The sequence below is a fragment of the Sphingomonas sp. Leaf17 genome, assembly GCF_001421505.1.
Classification (GTDB): Bacteria; Pseudomonadota; Alphaproteobacteria; order Sphingomonadales; family Sphingomonadaceae; genus Sphingomonas.
Map to the genome: position 1 here is coordinate 425518 of NZ_LMKL01000005.1, position 17289 is coordinate 442806.

The 17289-nt window shown below is 62.3% G+C and carries 13 protein-coding genes, 1 tRNA gene and 2 pseudogenes; 5 read left to right on the forward strand and 11 right to left on the reverse strand.

The genetic code is table 11. The annotated features are described in order from the left end of the window. Positions 1-91: 91 nt before the first annotated feature. Together rplS and trmD are read right to left on the reverse strand one after the other, a co-directional pair. On the reverse strand, positions 92-481 hold the full coding sequence (gene rplS, locus ASE75_RS08925; RefSeq protein ID WP_055932267.1) for a 50S ribosomal protein L19: 390 nt from the start codon (positions 479-481) through the stop codon (positions 92-94). 5 nt (positions 482-486) lie between these two features. Next, on the reverse strand, positions 487-1221 hold the full coding sequence (trmD, locus tag ASE75_RS08930) for a tRNA (guanosine(37)-N1)-methyltransferase TrmD (protein ID WP_055932270.1): 735 nt from the start codon (positions 1219-1221) through the stop codon (positions 487-489). A 56-nt stretch (positions 1222-1277) separates the two neighbouring features. Here trmD and ASE75_RS08935 point away from each other — a divergent pair, with 56 nt between their 5' ends. Continuing rightward, positions 1278-2183 (forward strand): NAD(P)/FAD-dependent oxidoreductase, encoded by a 906-nt coding sequence (locus tag ASE75_RS08935; RefSeq protein ID WP_055932273.1) that lies wholly within the window; start codon positions 1278-1280, stop codon positions 2181-2183. Between the two features lie 75 nt (positions 2184-2258). Here the strand turns inward: ASE75_RS08935 and ASE75_RS08940 are convergent, their stop codons facing one another. From ASE75_RS08940 to ASE75_RS08950, 3 genes are all read right to left on the reverse strand, one after another. After that, complete coding sequence (locus tag ASE75_RS08940) at positions 2259-3911, reverse strand: DUF5597 domain-containing protein (protein ID WP_055932060.1); 1653 nt, start codon at positions 3909-3911, stop codon at positions 2259-2261. Between the two features lie 84 nt (positions 3912-3995). Continuing rightward, complete coding sequence (locus tag ASE75_RS08945; RefSeq protein WP_055932062.1) at positions 3996-4811, reverse strand: transglutaminase-like domain-containing protein; 816 nt, start codon at positions 4809-4811, stop codon at positions 3996-3998. Then, on the reverse strand, positions 4805-5731 hold the full coding sequence (locus ASE75_RS08950; RefSeq protein ID WP_055932065.1) for a transglutaminase family protein: 927 nt from the start codon (positions 5729-5731) through the stop codon (positions 4805-4807). Before ASE75_RS08950 ends, ASE75_RS08945 begins: the two co-directional genes overlap by 7 nt. 15 nt (positions 5732-5746) lie before the next feature. Between ASE75_RS08950 and ASE75_RS08955 the strand changes: the two genes are divergently transcribed. Further along, positions 5747-6526, forward strand: coding sequence for an N-formylglutamate amidohydrolase (locus ASE75_RS08955; RefSeq protein ID WP_055932068.1), 780 nt, complete (start codon positions 5747-5749; stop codon positions 6524-6526). A 39-nt stretch (positions 6527-6565) separates the two neighbouring features. On the opposite strand, the gene ASE75_RS08960 is transcribed toward ASE75_RS08955, so the two are convergent. The 5 genes and pseudogenes from ASE75_RS08960 to ASE75_RS08980 form a co-directional block, all read right to left on the reverse strand. Beyond that, on the reverse strand, positions 6566-9436 hold the full coding sequence (locus tag ASE75_RS08960) for a TIM-barrel domain-containing protein (RefSeq protein WP_235512572.1): 2871 nt from the start codon (positions 9434-9436) through the stop codon (positions 6566-6568). A 101-nt stretch (positions 9437-9537) separates the two neighbouring features. Further along, the gene (locus ASE75_RS08965; RefSeq protein WP_055932072.1) at positions 9538-10746 is read right to left on the reverse strand and encodes a cation:proton antiporter; all 1209 of its coding nucleotides are present in this window, start codon (positions 10744-10746) and stop codon (positions 9538-9540) included. A gap of 132 nt (positions 10747-10878) precedes the next feature. Continuing rightward, positions 10879-10963 (reverse strand) — tRNA-Leu (locus ASE75_RS08970). A gap of 89 nt (positions 10964-11052) precedes the next feature. Next, entirely contained in the window at positions 11053-11901 is an 849-nt protein-coding gene (locus tag ASE75_RS08975) for a formate/nitrite transporter family protein (protein WP_055932074.1), read from the reverse strand. Positions 11902-11971: 70 nt separating this feature from the next. Next, positions 11972-12646: pseudogene (locus tag ASE75_RS08980) on the reverse strand (ATP-binding protein); the annotation flags it as partial. A 369-nt stretch (positions 12647-13015) separates the two neighbouring features. Between ASE75_RS08980 and ASE75_RS15125 the strand changes: the two are divergent. Genes ASE75_RS15125 through ASE75_RS16145 form a run of 3 tightly spaced genes read left to right on the forward strand, consistent with a single transcriptional unit; the run spans position 13016 to position 16680 of the window. Then, the gene (locus ASE75_RS15125; protein ID WP_156340313.1) at positions 13016-14743 is read left to right on the forward strand and encodes a Mu transposase C-terminal domain-containing protein; all 1728 of its coding nucleotides are present in this window, start codon (positions 13016-13018) and stop codon (positions 14741-14743) included. Continuing rightward, positions 14740-15648 carry a TniB family NTP-binding protein gene (locus ASE75_RS15450; protein WP_082445690.1) on the forward strand — a complete coding sequence of 303 codons (909 nt, stop codon included), beginning with the start codon at positions 14740-14742 and terminating at the stop codon, positions 15646-15648. The genes ASE75_RS15125 and ASE75_RS15450 overlap by 4 nt, the downstream gene beginning before the upstream one ends. Further along, positions 15649-16680, forward strand: coding sequence for a TniQ family protein (locus tag ASE75_RS16145; RefSeq protein ID WP_156340315.1), 1032 nt, complete (start codon positions 15649-15651; stop codon positions 16678-16680). Positions 16681-17199: 519 nt separating this feature from the next. On the opposite strand, the pseudogene ASE75_RS15460 reads toward ASE75_RS16145, so the two are convergent. Continuing rightward, positions 17200-17289, reverse strand: a pseudogene (locus tag ASE75_RS15460) (IS5 family transposase); the annotation flags it as partial.

Genomic DNA, 17289 nt, shown 5'->3' on the forward strand with positions numbered 1-17289 from the left:
ATGAACCCAGCCTTTGCGGCAGGCACGAAAAAAGGGCGCGGGGACCATCGTCACCCACGCCCTTTTCGTCAGACCGGAAGACCCGCGCGGATTACTCCGCAGCGGTGCCCTTGGCCGGACGCGTGTCGCGACGCTCGGCGATACGCGCCGACTTGCCGGTACGACCGCGCAGATAATACAGCTTCGCACGACGCACCGCGCCCTTGCGGACGACGACGATCGAATCGATGTTTGGCGAATAGAGCGGGAACACGCGCTCGACACCCTCACCGAAGCTCATCTTGCGCACGGTGAAGCTCGAACCCATGCCCTTGTTCGAGCGCGCGATGCACACGCCCTCATAGTTCTGGACGCGGGTACGCTCGCCTTCGACGACGCGGACGCCGACCTTCAGCGTGTCTCCGGGGCGGAATTCCGGGATCGTCTTGGTCTCGTGGAACTTGGCAATCTGCTCGGCTTCGAGCGTCTGGATCAGGTTCATCGACATCAGTCCTTCGTTCGCCGCGCGCCAGAGGGCGACCCGACCCGAGCGTCCTCATGACGCTCCCAAAGGTCCGGCCGCCTTAGCCGTGTATCGCTCAATGCCATCGACTTGCGCCAGGCCGCGATCCGCGCATGATCCCCCGATCGCAGCACTTGCGGGATCATGCGCCCTTCCCAATCATTGGGTCGGGTGTATTGCGGGTATTCGAGAAGGCCGCTTTCGAAGCTCTCGTCGTCCCCGCTGGAAGCCGCGCCCATTACGCCGGGCAGCAGCCGAATGCAAGCATCCAGCAGCACCAGCGCGCCCATCTCGCCCCCCGACAGGACATAGTCGCCGATCGCCACCTCCTCGATCTCGCGCCCCTCGAACAGCCGCTCGTCGAAGCCCTCGAACCGGCCGCACAGGATGGTCACGCCCGGCCCCGCCGCCAGCGTTCGCACGCGGGCCTGGCTGAGCGGACGCCCGCGGGGCGTCATCGCCAGCACCGGGCTGTCGGGGGCCGCCGCCAGCGCATGGTCCACCGCCGCCGCCAGCACGTCGCAGCGCAGGACCATGCCCGCCCCGCCCCCGGCCGGCGTGTCGTCGACCGAACGATGTTTGTCGGTGGCGAAATCACGGATCTGGACGGGGTCACACCGCCACGTCCCTTCCGCCAGTGCGCGCCCCGCCAGCGACAGGCCAAGCGGTCCTGGAAACATTTCGGGATAAAGCGTGAGGATCTGCGCGTGAAAGGGCATGATGCCCATTCCCGCGCGGTGCGTGCGGTGACAAGAGGCAAAAGCGCATGAATGCGATCGACGACTGCATCATCATCGGCGGCGGCCCGGCCGGGCTCACCGCCGCCATCTATCTCGCGCGCTTTCACCTCGCGATCCGGCTGTTCGATTCCGGCAACAGCCGCGCGGCGCTGATCCCACGCACCCACAACCATGCCGGCTATCCGCACGGCATCACCGGTCCCGACCTGCTCGCCCGGATGCTGCGCCAGGCCGAAACCTATGGCGCGGTGCGCGAGGCGGCGACCGTCGATTCGATCGAACGACTGGACGACGGATTCGCGGTCCGCATCGGCGATCGGATAGCCCGCGCGCGGACCATCCTGCTGGCGACCGGCGTGGTCAATCACCGGCCGGACATGCCCGATGCGGTGCATGACGCGGCGTTGCGGCACGGCCTGCTGCGCTACTGCCCGATCTGTGACGGCTATGAGGTGACCGACAAGCGGGTCGGCGTCATCGGCACCAGCGACCACGGCATGCGCGAGGCGTTGTTCCTGCGCGGCTACACGCGTGACATAACGCTGATATCGCCCGGCGGTGCGCATGATCTGGACGAATCCTGTCGGGCAAAACTGGACGACGCCGGCATCGTCCATGTCGACGGCCCTTGCGGCGGCTTCGCGATCGAGGGCGACCGGCTGGCGCTCGACACTGCCACGGGTCGGCTCGCGTTCGACAGCGTCTACCCCGCACTCGGCTCGCGAATCCGGTCCCGGCTGGCGGTTGCCGCCGGCGCGCGTGCCACCGACGAGGGCTGTCTGGAGGTTGACGATCACCAGCGCACCAGCATCCCCGGCCTGTTCGCCGCCGGCGACGTCGTGAAGGGCCTAGACCAGATCAGCCACGCGATGGGCGAGGCCGGCGTCGCCGCCACCACGATCCGCAACCTGCTGGACGAACAGCGCCCGCTACGGCGATGATCCGCCGCATGGCCGGTCAGGCCGGTCTGATCCATCGTCATCCCGGACTTGCTCCGGGATGACGCCGTGTTTCGACTAATTCGGGTTGCCGACCGGGATCACCGCATTGCCCTGATAGGTGGCGAGCTTCACCCGCAGGACTTGCGGCGTGCCAGTGAAGTTCAGCCCGTAATCGGTCTGGTCGCCATTCTGCACCCGTTCGAACACCCAGCGGCCCTTGTCGTAATGGCCCTCCTCGACCCGGTCGTAGAGCATCGCCTGCCCGCGCGCGCCGTCGGCCAGCCCGAAGCTGACCCGCGTGTCGAACCCGGCCACCAGATATTCATCCGGTCCCAGCTCGGCGATGGCGAGGCCACCGGTCGGCTGCGGGTTGCCGGTCGGCTTGTCGGTCCCGAACTGATGCTGGCCGAAGGTCGCGGTGGCGGTGTATTTGCCCAGTTTCATCACCTGCGTATGATTGGCCTTCGGGTCGGTCGGTTCGGCCACGCCCCAGGTCTTGCCGGCGAACCCCGCCCTGGCCCATTCGCGCATCATCGGTTCGAACACGCGATAGGTGCGCGCGAACTGTTCCAGCGTCGCAGCGTCGAGCACCCTGGCGCCCAGCGGATAGTTGGAATAGCCGGTGTCATCCATGCCGAACGGCGCGAAGCCTAGTCCGCCCATACCGATGACGGGATAGAAATACCGCGCGAATTCGGCGGCATTGCCCGTTTCCGGCACCAGCAGCGGGTTGTCGGGCCGGCCGTACAACCGCAGATATTCCAGATACGCCGCATGATCGCGCGCATAGATATCAGGGGCCAGCAGATCGAGCGCGGGCGCCGCCGCCTTGTACACGTCGATGACGTGGTGGATCGGCCCGCCGCTGGAATAGGTCGCCGCCGGTTGCCGCCCGAAGGCCGACGCGAGCGACGCATTGACGTACATCGGCAGCGGCTTGACCGCCTTGCCCGCCGCCGCGATCTCCTGAATATACGACGCCACGGCCCAGGCATGGAAATATTCGTCGGCATCCGCGCCGAACACCTGTTTCCAGCTGCCGGGCGCTTTCTTCATCTTCGCCAGCAGCGCGGCCGGCACCGGACCATCGAACAGTTTCTGCGCGGTCGGCGAAAAATCGCGCACGCTGACATAAGTGCCAGGCTCGTTCTCCGGCTGGACCATGATGATCGTGTTCTGCGGATCGACCGCCTTGATATGCGTCATCAGCGTGACGAACGCGCGCTTGTCCGCCTCCAGCGTGGCGCGGCTGTGCGGCGACAGCGCGTAATGCGTCTCGCCCTTGGCGTTGGTCATGCGCGGGAAACGGGCATTGTCCAGCTTGACCCAGGCGGGCGCATAATTGGGCGAGGTATTCTTCCACGTCGCGAACCACAGGATGACCAGCCGGACGTTGTTGGTGCGCGCCTCGGCGATCAACTGGTCAAGGAACGAGAAGTCGAATTGCCCCTCCTTCGCCTCGATCTGCTCCCAGGCGATCGGCACCTCGACCGTGTTGGCGTGCATGGCGCGGATCGTCGGCCAGACCTTGGGCAGCGCGGACGGATAGTTGCTGGAATTGTTGACCTGCGCGCCAAGCATCAGGAACGGCGCGCCATCGACCATCAGTGCGTGGTGGCCGTTCTTCGTGACGATACGCGGGATCTCGGTCGGTATGGTCTGGGCGACCACCGCGCCGCCTGAAAAGGCAAGCGCGAGTGCCGCCGACTGTCGAATGAACGCGCGCATGTCTGTCCCCGCAAGAGCCGCTCCACACGGCAATACTCAGACATGACTATGGTATCACGATCGCGACGACAAGCGCGGCGCGCCCTATCCGACCGCGTCGACCTCATCGGTGTGCACCTCGAACCCGACGAGCCTGGCCGGACCGAAGGTCGTGGTCAGCGCGGTGTCGGTGGCATCACGACCGCGCGCCATCAGGATCCGGCCGATCCGCGGCGTATTGTGGCGCGCGTCGAACGTGTGCCAGCGACCGCCGAGATACACGTCGAACCACGCGGAAAAATCCATCGGCGCATCGACCGGCGGAATGCCGATATCGCCGAGATAGCCCGTGCAATAGCGCGCCGGGATATTCATGCACCGGCACAAGGTGATCGCCAGATGTGCGAAGTCGCGGCACACGCCCTGCCGCTCCTGATGCGCGTCCCACGCGGTCTTGGTCGACCGGGCGTGATGATAGCCGAACTCGACATGGTCGTGCGTGAACTGGACGATCGCCTGCACCCGCTCCCACCCGGCGGGTACGTTGCCGAAGAGGCCCCAGGCGGTTTCCGACAGCCGGTCCGTCTCGCAGTATCGGCTGCCCAGCAGATAGACAAGAATGTCGTCCGGCAGATCCTCGACCGCGTGCTGCACGGCGTCGCGGTCGATCGGGTCGGGCCGGCCGTCGTCATGGATGGTGAAGTCGCACGACAGGGTCAGCCCGCCCGCAGGCACCGTGACACGCGTGCAGATATTCCCGAACGCGTCCAGATAATCGTACATCGGCACGTCGGGCGAACCGACGATCCGCTGCGGCGTCTGCAGGTCCTTGTTACGCGACGGATGCACGCTGAGCATCGCCAGCATGGGTGTCGGCACATCGGTCTCGAACCGAATGTCATAACCGGCTTTTATCAGCATGGACTGGCCTTCCTTAAGGTCGTGTCGGGCGTGACGATATCGGGCGTGTCGTCATCGACGGTCGCATCGACGCTGACCGTCATGTCGAGGAAACTGCCCGGAAAACCGGCCCATGTCCCGGAAATCGGCACGGCCTGATAAATATCGCGGACGATCGCGACGCGGATCAGGCCGCGATTGCCGACGATACCGTTGGTCGGGTCGAACTCGACCCAGCCAGAGCCGGGCAGGTACACGCGAACCCAGGCATGGGTGTTACCGCCGCCGGTCCGCAGGTCGCGCTTGGTCGGGTTGTAGACATAGCCCGACACGAACCGCGCCGCGAACCCAAGCGCGCGCACCGCCTCGATCATCAGCATCGCGTAATCGCGGCAGGTTCCTTTACGCCGCGTCAGCGTCTCGATCGGTGTCTGCGTGCCCTTTTCGGGACGCGGGACATAGGTGAACTCGCGCCGGATCGTCGCGGTCATCTCGGACAACATCGCCAGCGTATCGGTCGGCCCCGCCGGGTTCAGGAACCGCCGCGCCCATTCGTCGATCTGCCGCAACGGATCGTGATGCTGCCGCTCGATCGAACGCAGCAGGTCCGGCATCTCCTCCGATGCATAGGTGAAGGGATAGAAGCGGGCATATTCCTCGATATCGACATGCTGGAGGTCGGCCGGGCTGTGCCGCAGGCGGATCCGGCTGTCGAACACCAGCGTCTTCGCGCGTTTCGTGAACGTGGCGATGGCGACCGCATTGCCGAACACATCCTGCAGCCAGCGGACCTCGCTCGGCTCTGGCGAGATCGTCAACGTCGCGTCCATGACGTGCTGGTCGAAACTCTCGCGCGGGCGCACCATGATACGGTGCTCGCCAAACGCGACCGGGTTCCGATAGGTGTAGGTCGTTACATGGGAAAGGGTCAAAGATGGCATCGCGCGTCCGGTTCAATGCGTAGCGTATCAGGCGACAAGCTGCTTCAGGCCGCCGATCCATCACCGGTGCGAATCATCAACCCGGCAGGCGCATCATCGTTCCTGCTGCTGGGCGATCATGCCGGAAATGCTGTGCCGCACAAGCTGGAAGCGCTGGGTCTGCCGCCGGTCGAACTCGCACGGCACATCGGCTGGGATATCGGCATCGGCGGGCTGGGGCCGCTGCTGGCCCGGGCGCTCGACGCGCCGTTCGTACGCCAGACCTATTCACGACTGGTCGTCGACTGCAACCGCGCGATCGAGGCGGCCGACGCCATGCCGCCGGTCAGCGACGGCACGGTCGTTCCGGGAAACGCCGGCCTGACGCCTGACGATCGCGCCGCGCGCATCGCCGAAATCCACGCTCCCTATCAGGCCACCATCGCCGAGCTGCTCGCCGCGCGCGACGCGGTCGGCCTGCGGACCGTTCTGGTGTCGCTGCACAGCTTCACCCCGGTCATGCAGGGGCACACACGGCCCTGGGACGTCGGTGTGCTGTACGACGGCGGCGACACCCGGTTTGCGACGGCTGTCCTGACCGCGTTGCAGGGGCGCGGCGACCTGGTCGTCGGCGACAACGAACCGTATCGCATGGACCTGATCGACTACACGATCCCGCGCCACGCCTATCCCGCCCGCCCCTATGTCGAGTTTGAGATCCGGCAGGACCTGATCGCAGACGAGGCCGGCCAACGCCGCTGGGCGCGTATCGTCGAAGCGGTGTGTCGCGAGGCGCTGGCCGCGATCGAACCTTGAGCGGTAACGGGGCGCATCACACGCCCCGCCCAACACGTCCTAGCGCCGCTTCACCACCAGTTGCGTGCCCGTATACGTCACGGTCGCATCGGGTTTCGCATCGAAGTCCAGCGCGCGGGGCCTGGCCCCCGTCATCCAGCGGATATTGAACACGCGGGCTGCGGCCATTCCCGGATAGCGCCCCTCGCGCGCGCCGATCGTCAGCGTGCCCGTGACGTCGTCATAACGCATCGGGATGCGGGCCGAAGCCCCGGTACGATATTGCTCGGTTGTGCCATCATCCTCGTACAGCGAATATTGCCCATCCGCGCCGGCATAGACGGTCAGCGTGACCGGCGCGTTCGGCTTTTCCCCGACATATTGCATCGCCGGACCGGTCGGCAGGATCGACCCCGCCCGCACGAACAGCGGCATCCGTTCATAGGCCGCATCGGCATTGATGGTTCGACCGCCCTGCTCCATCCGCCCGGTGTAATAGTCGTACCAGGCCGTGCCCGCCGGCAGGTAGACGGGCCGCGACCGCGCCTTGAACGTCGTGACCGGTGCGACCAGGAACGCGCGACCGAACAGATACTGGTCGTTGATGTTCCACACGTTGCGATCGGCGGGGAAGTCCATGACCATGCCGCGCATGATCGACCCGTCCTTCGCATAGGTATCGGCCGCCAGCGTGTAGATGTACGGCATCAGGCGGTAGCGCAGCGTGTCGTACCATTCCATCGACCGGTACATCGCCGATCCGGCCGGCGCTATCTCGTAGATCTCGCGCTTGGGCGTCTCGCCGTGGCTGCGGAACAGCGGGCTGAACGCGCCGAACTGGAACCAGCGCAGGTTCAGCTCGCGCCATTCGGCCAGATGCGCCGGTTCCTGCTTGGTGTAGCGGTCCTCCAGCGCGAAGCCGCCGATGTCATGCGTCCAGTTGGGGATGCCCGACATCGAGAAGTTCACGCCGGCCGAAATCTGGTCCTTCAGATCGTCCCAGCGCGAGGCCACGTCGCCCGACCAGATCGCCGCACCCGCGCGCTGCATGCCGCCGAAACCCGAACGGGTCAGGATGAACGGCCGGGTGTCCGGCTTGTACTGACGCCAGCCCTTGTACACGCCCTCGGCATGGACCAGCGGGAAGCTGTTGAAGAACGCCGCCCCCGGTCCCATCGCGGTCGGACCCATCCGGTACGCGCGCTGCTCGACCGACAGGTTGGAATGAATATCCGGCTCGGTCGCGTCCATCCACCAGGCATCGACACCGATGTCGGCCAGCCGCTCCTTCATCTGCCGCCAGTAAATCGCGCGGCCCGCCGGGTTGTACGGGTCGTAATCGGTATTCTCATACCCCTTGCCGACCCAGTCCTTCTCATGCGCCTCAAGGTTGCGGGTGTAGACCGCGCCGGCCTTCGCCAATTCCTTGTAGTTGTCGGTGGTCGGATAGAATTTCGGCCAGACCGAGATCATGAAATGCGCGTTCAGATCGTGGATCGCCTCGATCATGCCCTTGGGATCGGGCCAGCGCGCGGGGTCGAACTTGTGGCTGCCCCAGTCGTCCTCGCGCCAGTAGAACCAGTCGAGCACGATGTTGTCGAGCGGCAGCTTGCGGGTGCGATACTGTTTCACCACATCGAGCAACTCGGCCTGCGTATTGTACCGCTGGCGGCTCTGCCAGAAGCCGTACGCCCAGCTCGGCATCATCACGGCCTTGCCGGTCAGCGTGCGATAGCCGGAGATGACGCCGTCCATGTCCTTGCCGCCGACATAGTAATAATCGACCGCATGGCCGACGTCGGAGGCAAAGCCGATCGAATGCAGGTCCGCCTCGGGACGCGGATCATTGTGCAGCAGCGCGATATAGCCTGCGTTCGGCTCCCATTCGACGCGGACCTTGGCGGTCTTGCCCGCCGTCATCGGCAGGTCGAAATTATGGTACCAGGGGTTCCAGTTCTGGCGCCAGCGCTCAAGCACCTCCTTGCCGTCGACGAACACCTTGGCATAGCTCGACGAATAGAGCCGGAACTTGTGGATGCCGGTCTTGTCGGCGGTCACATCGCCGGTCCAGATCACACGCTGCGTCTGCACCGCGTTGCCGGCGGTGTTCTGCCCCCCGGTCGCGGCCACGGTCTGCGCCTTGGCGGCGGCCGGCCATTTCGCCTGATCCTCGATATACTGGTAATCGATCGTCGGCTCCTGCCGCGTGACCGCCAGCTTGTCGCCGAGATAATATTGCGCGGTGAAGCCGGGCTGACCGTTCGCGCCGGTCACCTTCAGCTCGTCGCCGACGAAGCCGTAGGGCTTGGGATTGCCGACCCGCGTGATCGAATTATTGTCCCACAACAGCCCGTAATTGCGGGTCGACACCAGGAACGGCACAGCCACGTCCATATTGTGCTGGGCGAGTTCGACGTCCTCGCCATTATAGTTCATCTGGCCGTTCTGGTGCTGGCCAAGGCCGTACAGCCCCTCGTCGGTGCCGCGATTGAACTGCTGGCGAACGGCGGTGTAGTCGCGACCCTCCACCTTGACGGGTGCGAAGCCGGGCGTGCCGCTTTCGGCCAGCGTGACGCGGCCGGTCTCGTCGCGGAACGTCACCTTGCCGTCGCTCAGGTCGACATCGGCGCTGAGGCGCGCGGTGGTCAGGATGACATGGCCGGCGCGCTCGGTCACCGCATAGGCACGGGCGACGGGGGCCGCGACCACCATCAGGCTGGCCGGCACCTTGGTATCCGCCGTCGGCATTTCGGTCACGCGAACGATCTCGTCGCCATACACCTGAAGCCGCACCGCCTTCGCACTGCCGCGATCGGGCGTCACGACGATTCCGTCGGCGGTCTTCACATAACGGCCGGCGGCCTGCGCCTCGCCCGATGCGGCGACCAGCGCGATGGCGAGGGTAAGGCGTGAAATCATCGTCGTCGGCATGGCCGTGTCCGCTCCTGCTGTCCGAACGGGGCGCTTGACCGTCGAATATGGTGCGCCCTTCGTCAGCGATAGCGCTACCACTTGTCCGAGTTAACGGTCAATCAGTGATCCGCAAGGCGGAGCAGCACCTTCAGCTTCGGCTTGACGACGGGGATGGTCAGCATGGTGCTGGCAACCGCCATCAGCAGCAGCGCGGTAAAGGTCGCGTTGGTGATGATCGCCTTGTCCAACAGGATGTTGCAGAAGATAATCATGATGAGCGCCTTGGTCTGGAGCAGCCAGCCGATCGCCGACGCCTCCCCCGGTTTCCAGCCCAGAATCCGCCCGGCGATGCGGATGCCCGCCAGCTTGCCGCCGACCGACGCCGCCAGCAGCAGCGCGGCCGCACCGAACACCGCGACCCCGCCGACATCCCAGCTGGTGCGCAGTCCGGTGCTGAGGAAGAATACCGGCATCACCGCCAGCAGGATGTTGCCGCGAAACGCGTCCATCGCCGCCAGGTCGAACCATTTCGCATCCAGCACGGCGCCCGCGAGGAACGCGCCGACCATGTAATGCAGCCCCGACCAGTCCGACGCGAAACCCGACACCGCCAGCCAGATCAGCCCGACATACCAGCGATCCCGCTGCGGCAGGCGCGTCATCAGCCAGCGGATGGCCAGCGCGGCGATCGTGAAGCCGACCAGGAACCCCAGCTGGCGACCGACCCGGTCCCAGTCCAGCAGGATCAGCGCGAGCACGCCCCAGATCGCCACATCGTCCATGCTGGCGTAGCGCAGGATCCGCTGGCCGATCGGCTGACGCAGGATCTCCAGCTTTTCCATCAGCAGGATCAGGATCGGCAGCGCGGTGACCGCACAGGCCATGCCGATGCCAAGCACCACCTGCCAGCGCGTGCCGCCGGTGCCGATCCAGCCGGTGCCGGTCCGCAGCATCACGATCGCCGCGACGCTGCCGAAGACCAGCGGCACGGCCAGGGCGAGACCCGCCGTGATCCCCGTCTCGCGCCGATATTTCCACGCCTGTCCCAGATCGAGTTCGATGCCCGCGACCCAGACGAACAGCATGACCGCCCACCACGCGATGCCGTTCAGCGCACCGATCACCTGCAGGTTGAACACGAACGCGTGATAGGCCGGGAACAGCGCCCCCAGAACGCCCGGCCCCAGCAGGATGCCACCGACGATCTGCACCACGACCAGCGGCGCGTAATGATCGGTCCGCAGCACGCGCCAGACCAGATACGGTACGCTGAAGATGATCGTCATCGCGATCAGGAATATCTCGGACGTGTTCATTGCGGCCTGCATGTGCGGTCCCCCCGACCAAGGCCCCTGCGCCGTGTTTCAGCGTCCGGCCGGTCCCCCAACGCGGACTGCTAGGCGGGGACGGGATGGGTATCAAGCGGGGGATGGGCGATGCCGATGCTCGCCGTCAAACGGTGGTGCGGGTGGCCGGGGTCGAACCGGCACTCCTTGCGGAACCGGATTTTGAGTCCGGCGCGTCTACCAATTCCACCACACCCGCACGGTATGAGGGGGTCGCTGATGCGAACCCGCTGGCTGTGTGCGGACGGCTAGACCAACTCGCGCGCCGCCGCAAGCCACCGCGCGGCGTTACAGTTCCTCGGCGACCTGCGCATGCGCCAGCACCGCGAACAACACCGTCCCGCCGATGATGTTGCCCGCGAGCGTCGGCAACAGGAACGTGCCCAGTCCCCAGCCGATCGTCGCCTCGCCCGACAATACCAGCAACCACATTTCGCCGGAGCCGGCAACGACATGGCCGAATCCGCCCAGCGCCACGAAATAGGTGAGGATCAGGATCAGCCAGAACTCCTGCCCGCGCGCCGCCGGCGCCGTCCACGGGATCGCCGCGATCAGGAACCCCGCGGGAATCGCCGCCTGCAACGAATCCAGCGCATCGCGTTTCAGCAGCTTGCGCGACAGTTCCAGCATCGCGTCATGCTGCCCTTCCACCCCGAACAGACCGGCATTCGCCACCGCCGCGACAAGGAACGTGCCCGTCACGTTCGCCAGGAACACGATGCCCCACAAGCGTAGCATTCGTGTCGCGTTTGAAACCGTGGGATGCGTCGCGACCGGTATCACCGCCGACAGCGTGGTTTCCGTGAACAGCTGCATCCGACCCATGATGACGATCAGGAATCCGAGCGAATAGCCGATGCTCGCCACCAGCGGTCGCCAGGGCGCGTCCGGCAGGGCATGCTCCATCATCGCGTGCCCGAGGATCGAGGCGCTGACAGCCACGCCGCCGGCAACCCCCGACCACCACAAGGACGATGCGGGCCGATCCAGTTCCTCGTCCCCCTGCCGCCGGACGACCTCGTGGACGATCGTGGCGGTGATGCCCATATGCTCGGCCACGCTGTCGCGGTCCTCGGTATCAAGGTCGATGTCGCGCTCACGCGCTTCGGATTCGGCTTCGGCCTGCTGGTCGGTCATCGGGTATGTCCTGTTGTGGATGCCGTGCATCCCGGTACGAATATCTGTCGGTCCAAACGCCGGGTCGCGCTCAATTCACCGGCGGTCGTCGTCTGTAGCTCAGCGCCTCGGCGACATGAACGCGGTGGACGGCCTCGCTCCCGGCGAGATCAGCGATCGTCCGGCCGACGCGCAGGATGCGGGTATAGCCGCGCGCGGTCAGGCGCATCGCTTCCGCCGCCTGCGCCAGCAGCTTGCGCCCCGCCTCGTCGGGCATCGCCACCCCTTCCAGCAACGGGCCGTCCGCCTCGGCATTGGTACGCGCGGGCGTGCCGTCATAGCGCGCCCGCTGGATGGCGCGGGCGGCGGCGACACGCGCGGCGACGTCGGCCGAGCCTTCGGTCGGCGGCGGCAGGATCAGGTCGGCGGCGCTGACGGCGGCGACCTCGACATGCAGGTCGATCCGGTCGAGCAGCGGCCCGGACACCTTCGCCTGATAATCGGCCGCGCATTTGGGCGCGCGGGCGCAGGCGAGCGACGCGTCGCCCAGATGCCCGCAGCGGCACGGGTTCATCGCGGCGATCAACTGGACACGCGCCGGGAAGGTGACGTGCGCATTGGCGCGGGCGACGCTGACATTGCCGGTCTCCAGCGGCTGGCGCAGCGAATCGAGAACCGCGCGCTGGAATTCGGGCAGCTCGTCGAGAAACAGGACGCCCAGATGGGCCATGCTGACCTCGCCCGGCTTCACCTTCAGCCCGCCTGTAAAGCAGGTACACCGGTTTGCACTGCCCACCCGCCCGCACCCGGCTCGGCTCGCACTAACGTTTGCACTGAGGCTGGCTGAGCATTGCACTACATTCGCATACGGGCACCGCGATAGCATTGGTGAGAAACTCGTTCGTCTGAACTTCTTTCCCATCAGATTAACAATCGTTCGCTAATACCCCCTCATTTACATGACGCTCTTGATCAATGATGGTAGTCAGCAAGTGTCCGGATAACGGTTCACCTTGAAGCATTTCGGACACCCTCTCCCACTAAGTCAATGTAGACTCACCCGGGCGAAAGTAGCATTACCGACATCAGCGCACATAGTTTGCAGTGCCTAGTCAGCACGGAGATTTTCAAGGCGATGAAGGGTATCGAAGACCAAGTAGAGCCTTTAACCATAGACGGCTCGGAAATGTCCGACCGTCAAATGAAGAAAGCTCTCGAACGAAAGCCCATTATTGATTCGCTTTTGCTATCTAGCCAAAATACCGGCGAGCAGGTCCGGGAAGCCGCAGGGAAGCTCCATTGCTCGCCCAGGACGGTTTGGTATCTAATCAAACGTTATGGGGCTACCCGGCGCCTAGTTGATCTTGCTCCAAGACAAGGCCACGGGCGCAGTGGCATGACATTCATTAAACCTGAGGTGGAAGACGTCATCTCTGAGGTTTTAGATGGGTTTCATCTCAGCCGCATGCGACCAACGGTTACTCAGACCGTAATGGAGATCAGACGCAAGTGCGCCTCGGCGGGTCTTCCGCCTCCCGATGAAGGCACGATTAAACGCCGGCTAAAAAAGATTCCGGATATCGAGATCGTAGCGGCCCGAGAAGGCAAGAAATTCGCCCGCGAACGATACAAAGCGATGCCAGGAAAAACGTTGGATACGCAATGGCCACTTCAGAGAATACAGATAGACCACACGATGGTTGATTTGATTGTCGTAGACGAGTTGAATAGGCAACCACTAAGACGACCATACTTGACGATAGCAATAGATGAGTTTTCGCGCGCAATTCTCGGCTTCCACTTAAGCTTAGAGGCTCCTTCTGCGACATCTGTCGGTCTCTGCCTCGTTCATAGCATCTTGCCGAAAGAGCAATGGGCGGGGCGAATAGGTTTACAATTTGATTGGCCAATGCACGGGCGACCGGACTGCCTCTATGTCGACAATGGCTCAGACTTTCATTCGGAGGCGGTCGAAAAGGGCTGCATCGCTTGGGGAATGAATATCGAATACCGCCCGCCGGGAATGCCGCATTTTGGAGGCATCGTCGAACGTATGATGCGAACTGCCATGGGAGCGGTCAAGATATTGCCCGGAGCGACCGGTGGCTCAATCGCCGAAAAGGGAGACCGTGACCCTGATGCCGGCGCGGCTATGACATTGAAAGAGTTGGAACGCTTTTTCGCAACTTTTTTTGCCGGTCAGTATCATCGAACTCCCCATTCTTATCACAGCAAGACGCCCAATACCCGATGGAGAGAAGGCATCTTCGGCACCGCATCTCAACCTGGGCGCGGCATCCCGCCATTGATTAATGACCCGGAACGCTTGTTAATAGATTTTTTACCCCTGGAGCGTCGGCGCATCACGCAACGCGGCATTCGCTGGGGCGGCGTCCATTACATGGACGATGTTTTACGGGAGTACATGGGCTCCAATAACGCGGATCCATTCATAGTTCGACGAGATCCAAGAGATGTATCAGCTATTTGGTTTTTATCGCCGAATGATGGTCGCTACTATCACATCCGTTCCCGAGACATTGCTAGGCCGTCAGTATCTCTTTGGGAGCTCGAAGCGGCACGCCAAAAGGTGAGATTGGAAAGAAATTCTGACTATGACGAGACCGCCCTGTTTGAGGCCGTCGAAGCGCAGCGCCGCATCGTCGAAAAAGCTGCGGAAAGTAAAGCGGCCGCTCGAAGAGGTCGCCTCGCCGTTGAAAGGCGCGCACGAAACGCAGAAGGCACACACGCATCGTACGAAGGACAAGGTGACGACACCGCCCGTTCCAGCTCCCATAGGCCTTGGAGCTTCTCCAAACTGCCTGACTTGCCAGAAGATGATATTTTTGAGATCGACGAATGACGGACGACCGCCGCCTTTCGAAAACGGCGCGGGATTTACTCGGCTCGACTGCAGAGACGCGGATCAATGCGATCCAGAGTATCCCTTTTATATCCTACGCAGCGGCAAAACTCATTCGAGCGCGGATGGAGCAAATCGTCATCGCGCCGAGGTCGCACCGCCCAGCAAGCATGTTAATTGCCGGTTCCACCAACAATGGGAAAACAATGTTAGTGCGACGATTTGTTGAATCTCATCCTGACTTTGATGACCCTGACGCAGACGCGTCATTAGCTTCAGTTCTTTACGTGCAGATGCCTCCCACCCCCGATCCGCGCCAATTTTATATGGCCATACTCGACCGACTACAGTCACCGGTACGAAGAACTGCTGTTTTAAGTCAGCTTCAAAGCCAGACAATACGCCTTTTAGGCTTAGTAAACACCAAGGTCTTAGTTATAGATGAGATTCATAACATACATGCCGGTAGAATAGAGCATCAGCGGGGCTTTTTGAATCTCCTCAGGTACATATCCAATGAGCACGGTATTCATCTGATTGCCTGCGGATTAGCAACATCTGTAAGAGCCCTACAATCGGATGAACAACTTGCTAACCGTTTCGAGCATTGGCCCTTACCGAAATGGCGGGTTGATGGTTACACCAAGGCACTTTTAAACACTATTGAGACGCTCCTGCCATTGAGAAAACAGTCAAGCCTATCTGATCCCGAATTGATTAAGCGTATTGTAGGGCTTTCTGAAGGGACCATAGGAGAAATAGTAAGATTGATATTATCCGCTGCTTGCGAAGCGATCCGGTCTGGTCAAGAGTTTGTGGATAACATACTCATAGACGAACTTCGATGGATTCCTCCCAGTGAACGTCGTGCTGCTGCGGAGCACATGCTTGGGGTGAGAACGTAAGTGGCCCAACTCCTGCCGTGGCGCCCAAAGCCGTATGATGACGAGATTCTCTCGTCATGGTTACGACGTGTTGCTTATGGCAACTCATCTAAGCTGCATACATTTTGCCATCTTAAGTGGCCTGGCCTTCAGATATGGAATAGAGACTTAGACTCTTTAGGATCTCGGTCTTTCATCAACGACCTTTGTGTGATGACGGGAACCGCTGAAAATCGAGGGCATGCTACATCACTGAGATCTCTAGAAGGCATCGTATTTGATAGACTTAGATTGACCGGCCTTACCCGTTGGATTCTGCCTTTGGGCATCTATCATCGAACCAGGAGGCGCTCCGGACAACAATGGTGCCCTTCCTGCTTAAAAGAAGGAAAGGCCCCATATTATAGAAGGGCGTGGCGACTGGGATTCTCTACAACGTGCTCTAGCCACGGATATGTATTAGCAGATCGTTGTCATCAGTGTGCACTACCAGCATCCCCTCATCGCGGGGAGGATCCATACTGCAGCCATTGCTTCACCGATCGTCGGGACCATCCTACGATGTTCGGGGACGCCCTGACACTGCAGCTCGAACATCGCATGCGAGCAACGTGGTTAGGCCCGCCCTCCGCCATGCCCGAGCTTGGGTGTGGGCACCCGCTCAGCTATTTCACGCTCGTCCGTCAAATTCTAAGCATTGTGACGTCTAACCCCCGAGCCAGTCGACTCAGGGACGTAGTTTGTCGAGAGCATGGCTTAGATCCGGCGCCCCCCCTATTTGAGTCGAAGCTGCCGATGCCTGAGTTTCTTTCGGTTATTGAACGCCATCGTATGATGGCAATCGTAGCTCGACTTCTTCAGGGCTGGCCCTTCAAATTTGTCGCGTTTTGCGCGGAGGCTGGAATGTGGCGATCGTGGGCCATCAGAGGAAACTCTGGAGTCCTGCCGTTCGCTTACGATGCAGTTATTGATACATATTTGACATCACCTGACGTGCCGCCTCGCAAGCTCAAGCCAGTGCGCTTATCAGCGACCTCCCACGGTCATCCATGAGTACCGATGCACTTCGTCATGTAATCATGCATGTTGGCGTCGTTCCACGGCTTCGGTCTTAGAAGCACGACACGACATGCGAGGCGCCGTCGCTTTGGTTGGTTCAGAATAGGAAACGGCATGATCGGTTGGAGAATTACAATTTATCGACAGCCGCCTGATAACTGTCCTTCGAATTTGACCCGGACTTCAGTGCTGGCCGATTGGAAGGTTGGGTCTAGAGGTATAATCTGGCTTGATCAACTGGTCGAGCACGGGGAGGCCCAACTGGTGAAGACCGGTGGGTATCCTAACCTATACACGGCGTTGGCGGGATCGATCGTGCCGCTATTTCTTGGAGAGGTACCTCCAGCAGAAGACGACGTGCCGTGGCGTATGCCACGGGAAATTACTATCAAGCGCGCTGAGCTGGCGCTGTGCCAAGCCAACGAAGTACTGACTATCACGGTGTGGGATCAGAGCTGAACGCTGGCCAATGGCGAGGTGGGGGTAACCATCGCTAGGGTCACGACTCATTGATCAGAGCCAGAAGATGACGGTGGCGGCGAGCGCGATAGCGGAAAAGAAGACGGTCGGGCATCGATCGTAGCGGGTAGCGACGCGGCGCCA

Bases quoted from the DNA above. Each gene is read 5' to 3' on its own strand.
- rplS (WP_055932267.1), bottom strand. From the start codon at position 481: ATGAACCTGATCCAGACGCTCGAAGCCGAGCAGATTGCCAAGTTCCAC.
- trmD (WP_055932270.1), bottom strand. From the start codon at position 1,221: ATGCCCTTTCACGCGCAGATCCTCACGCTTTATCCCGAAATGTTTCCA.
- ASE75_RS08940 (WP_055932060.1), bottom strand. From the start codon at position 3,911: ATGCGCGCGTTCATTCGACAGTCGGCGGCACTCGCGCTTGCCTTTTCA.
- ASE75_RS08945 (WP_055932062.1), bottom strand. From the start codon at position 4,811: ATGCTGATAAAAGCCGGTTATGACATTCGGTTCGAGACCGATGTGCCG.
- ASE75_RS08950 (WP_055932065.1), bottom strand. From the start codon at position 5,731: ATGCCATCTTTGACCCTTTCCCATGTAACGACCTACACCTATCGGAAC.
- ASE75_RS08955 (WP_055932068.1), top strand. From the start codon at position 5,747: ATGCGTAGCGTATCAGGCGACAAGCTGCTTCAGGCCGCCGATCCATCA.
- ASE75_RS08960 (WP_235512572.1), bottom strand. From the start codon at position 9,436: ATGCCGACGACGATGATTTCACGCCTTACCCTCGCCATCGCGCTGGTC.
- ASE75_RS08965 (WP_055932072.1), bottom strand. From the start codon at position 10,746: ATGCAGGCCGCAATGAACACGTCCGAGATATTCCTGATCGCGATGACG.
- ASE75_RS08975 (WP_055932074.1), bottom strand. From the start codon at position 11,901: ATGACCGACCAGCAGGCCGAAGCCGAATCCGAAGCGCGTGAGCGCGAC.
- ASE75_RS15125 (WP_156340313.1), top strand. From the start codon at position 13,016: ATGAAGGGTATCGAAGACCAAGTAGAGCCTTTAACCATAGACGGCTCG.
- ASE75_RS15450 (WP_082445690.1), top strand. From the start codon at position 14,740: ATGACGGACGACCGCCGCCTTTCGAAAACGGCGCGGGATTTACTCGGC.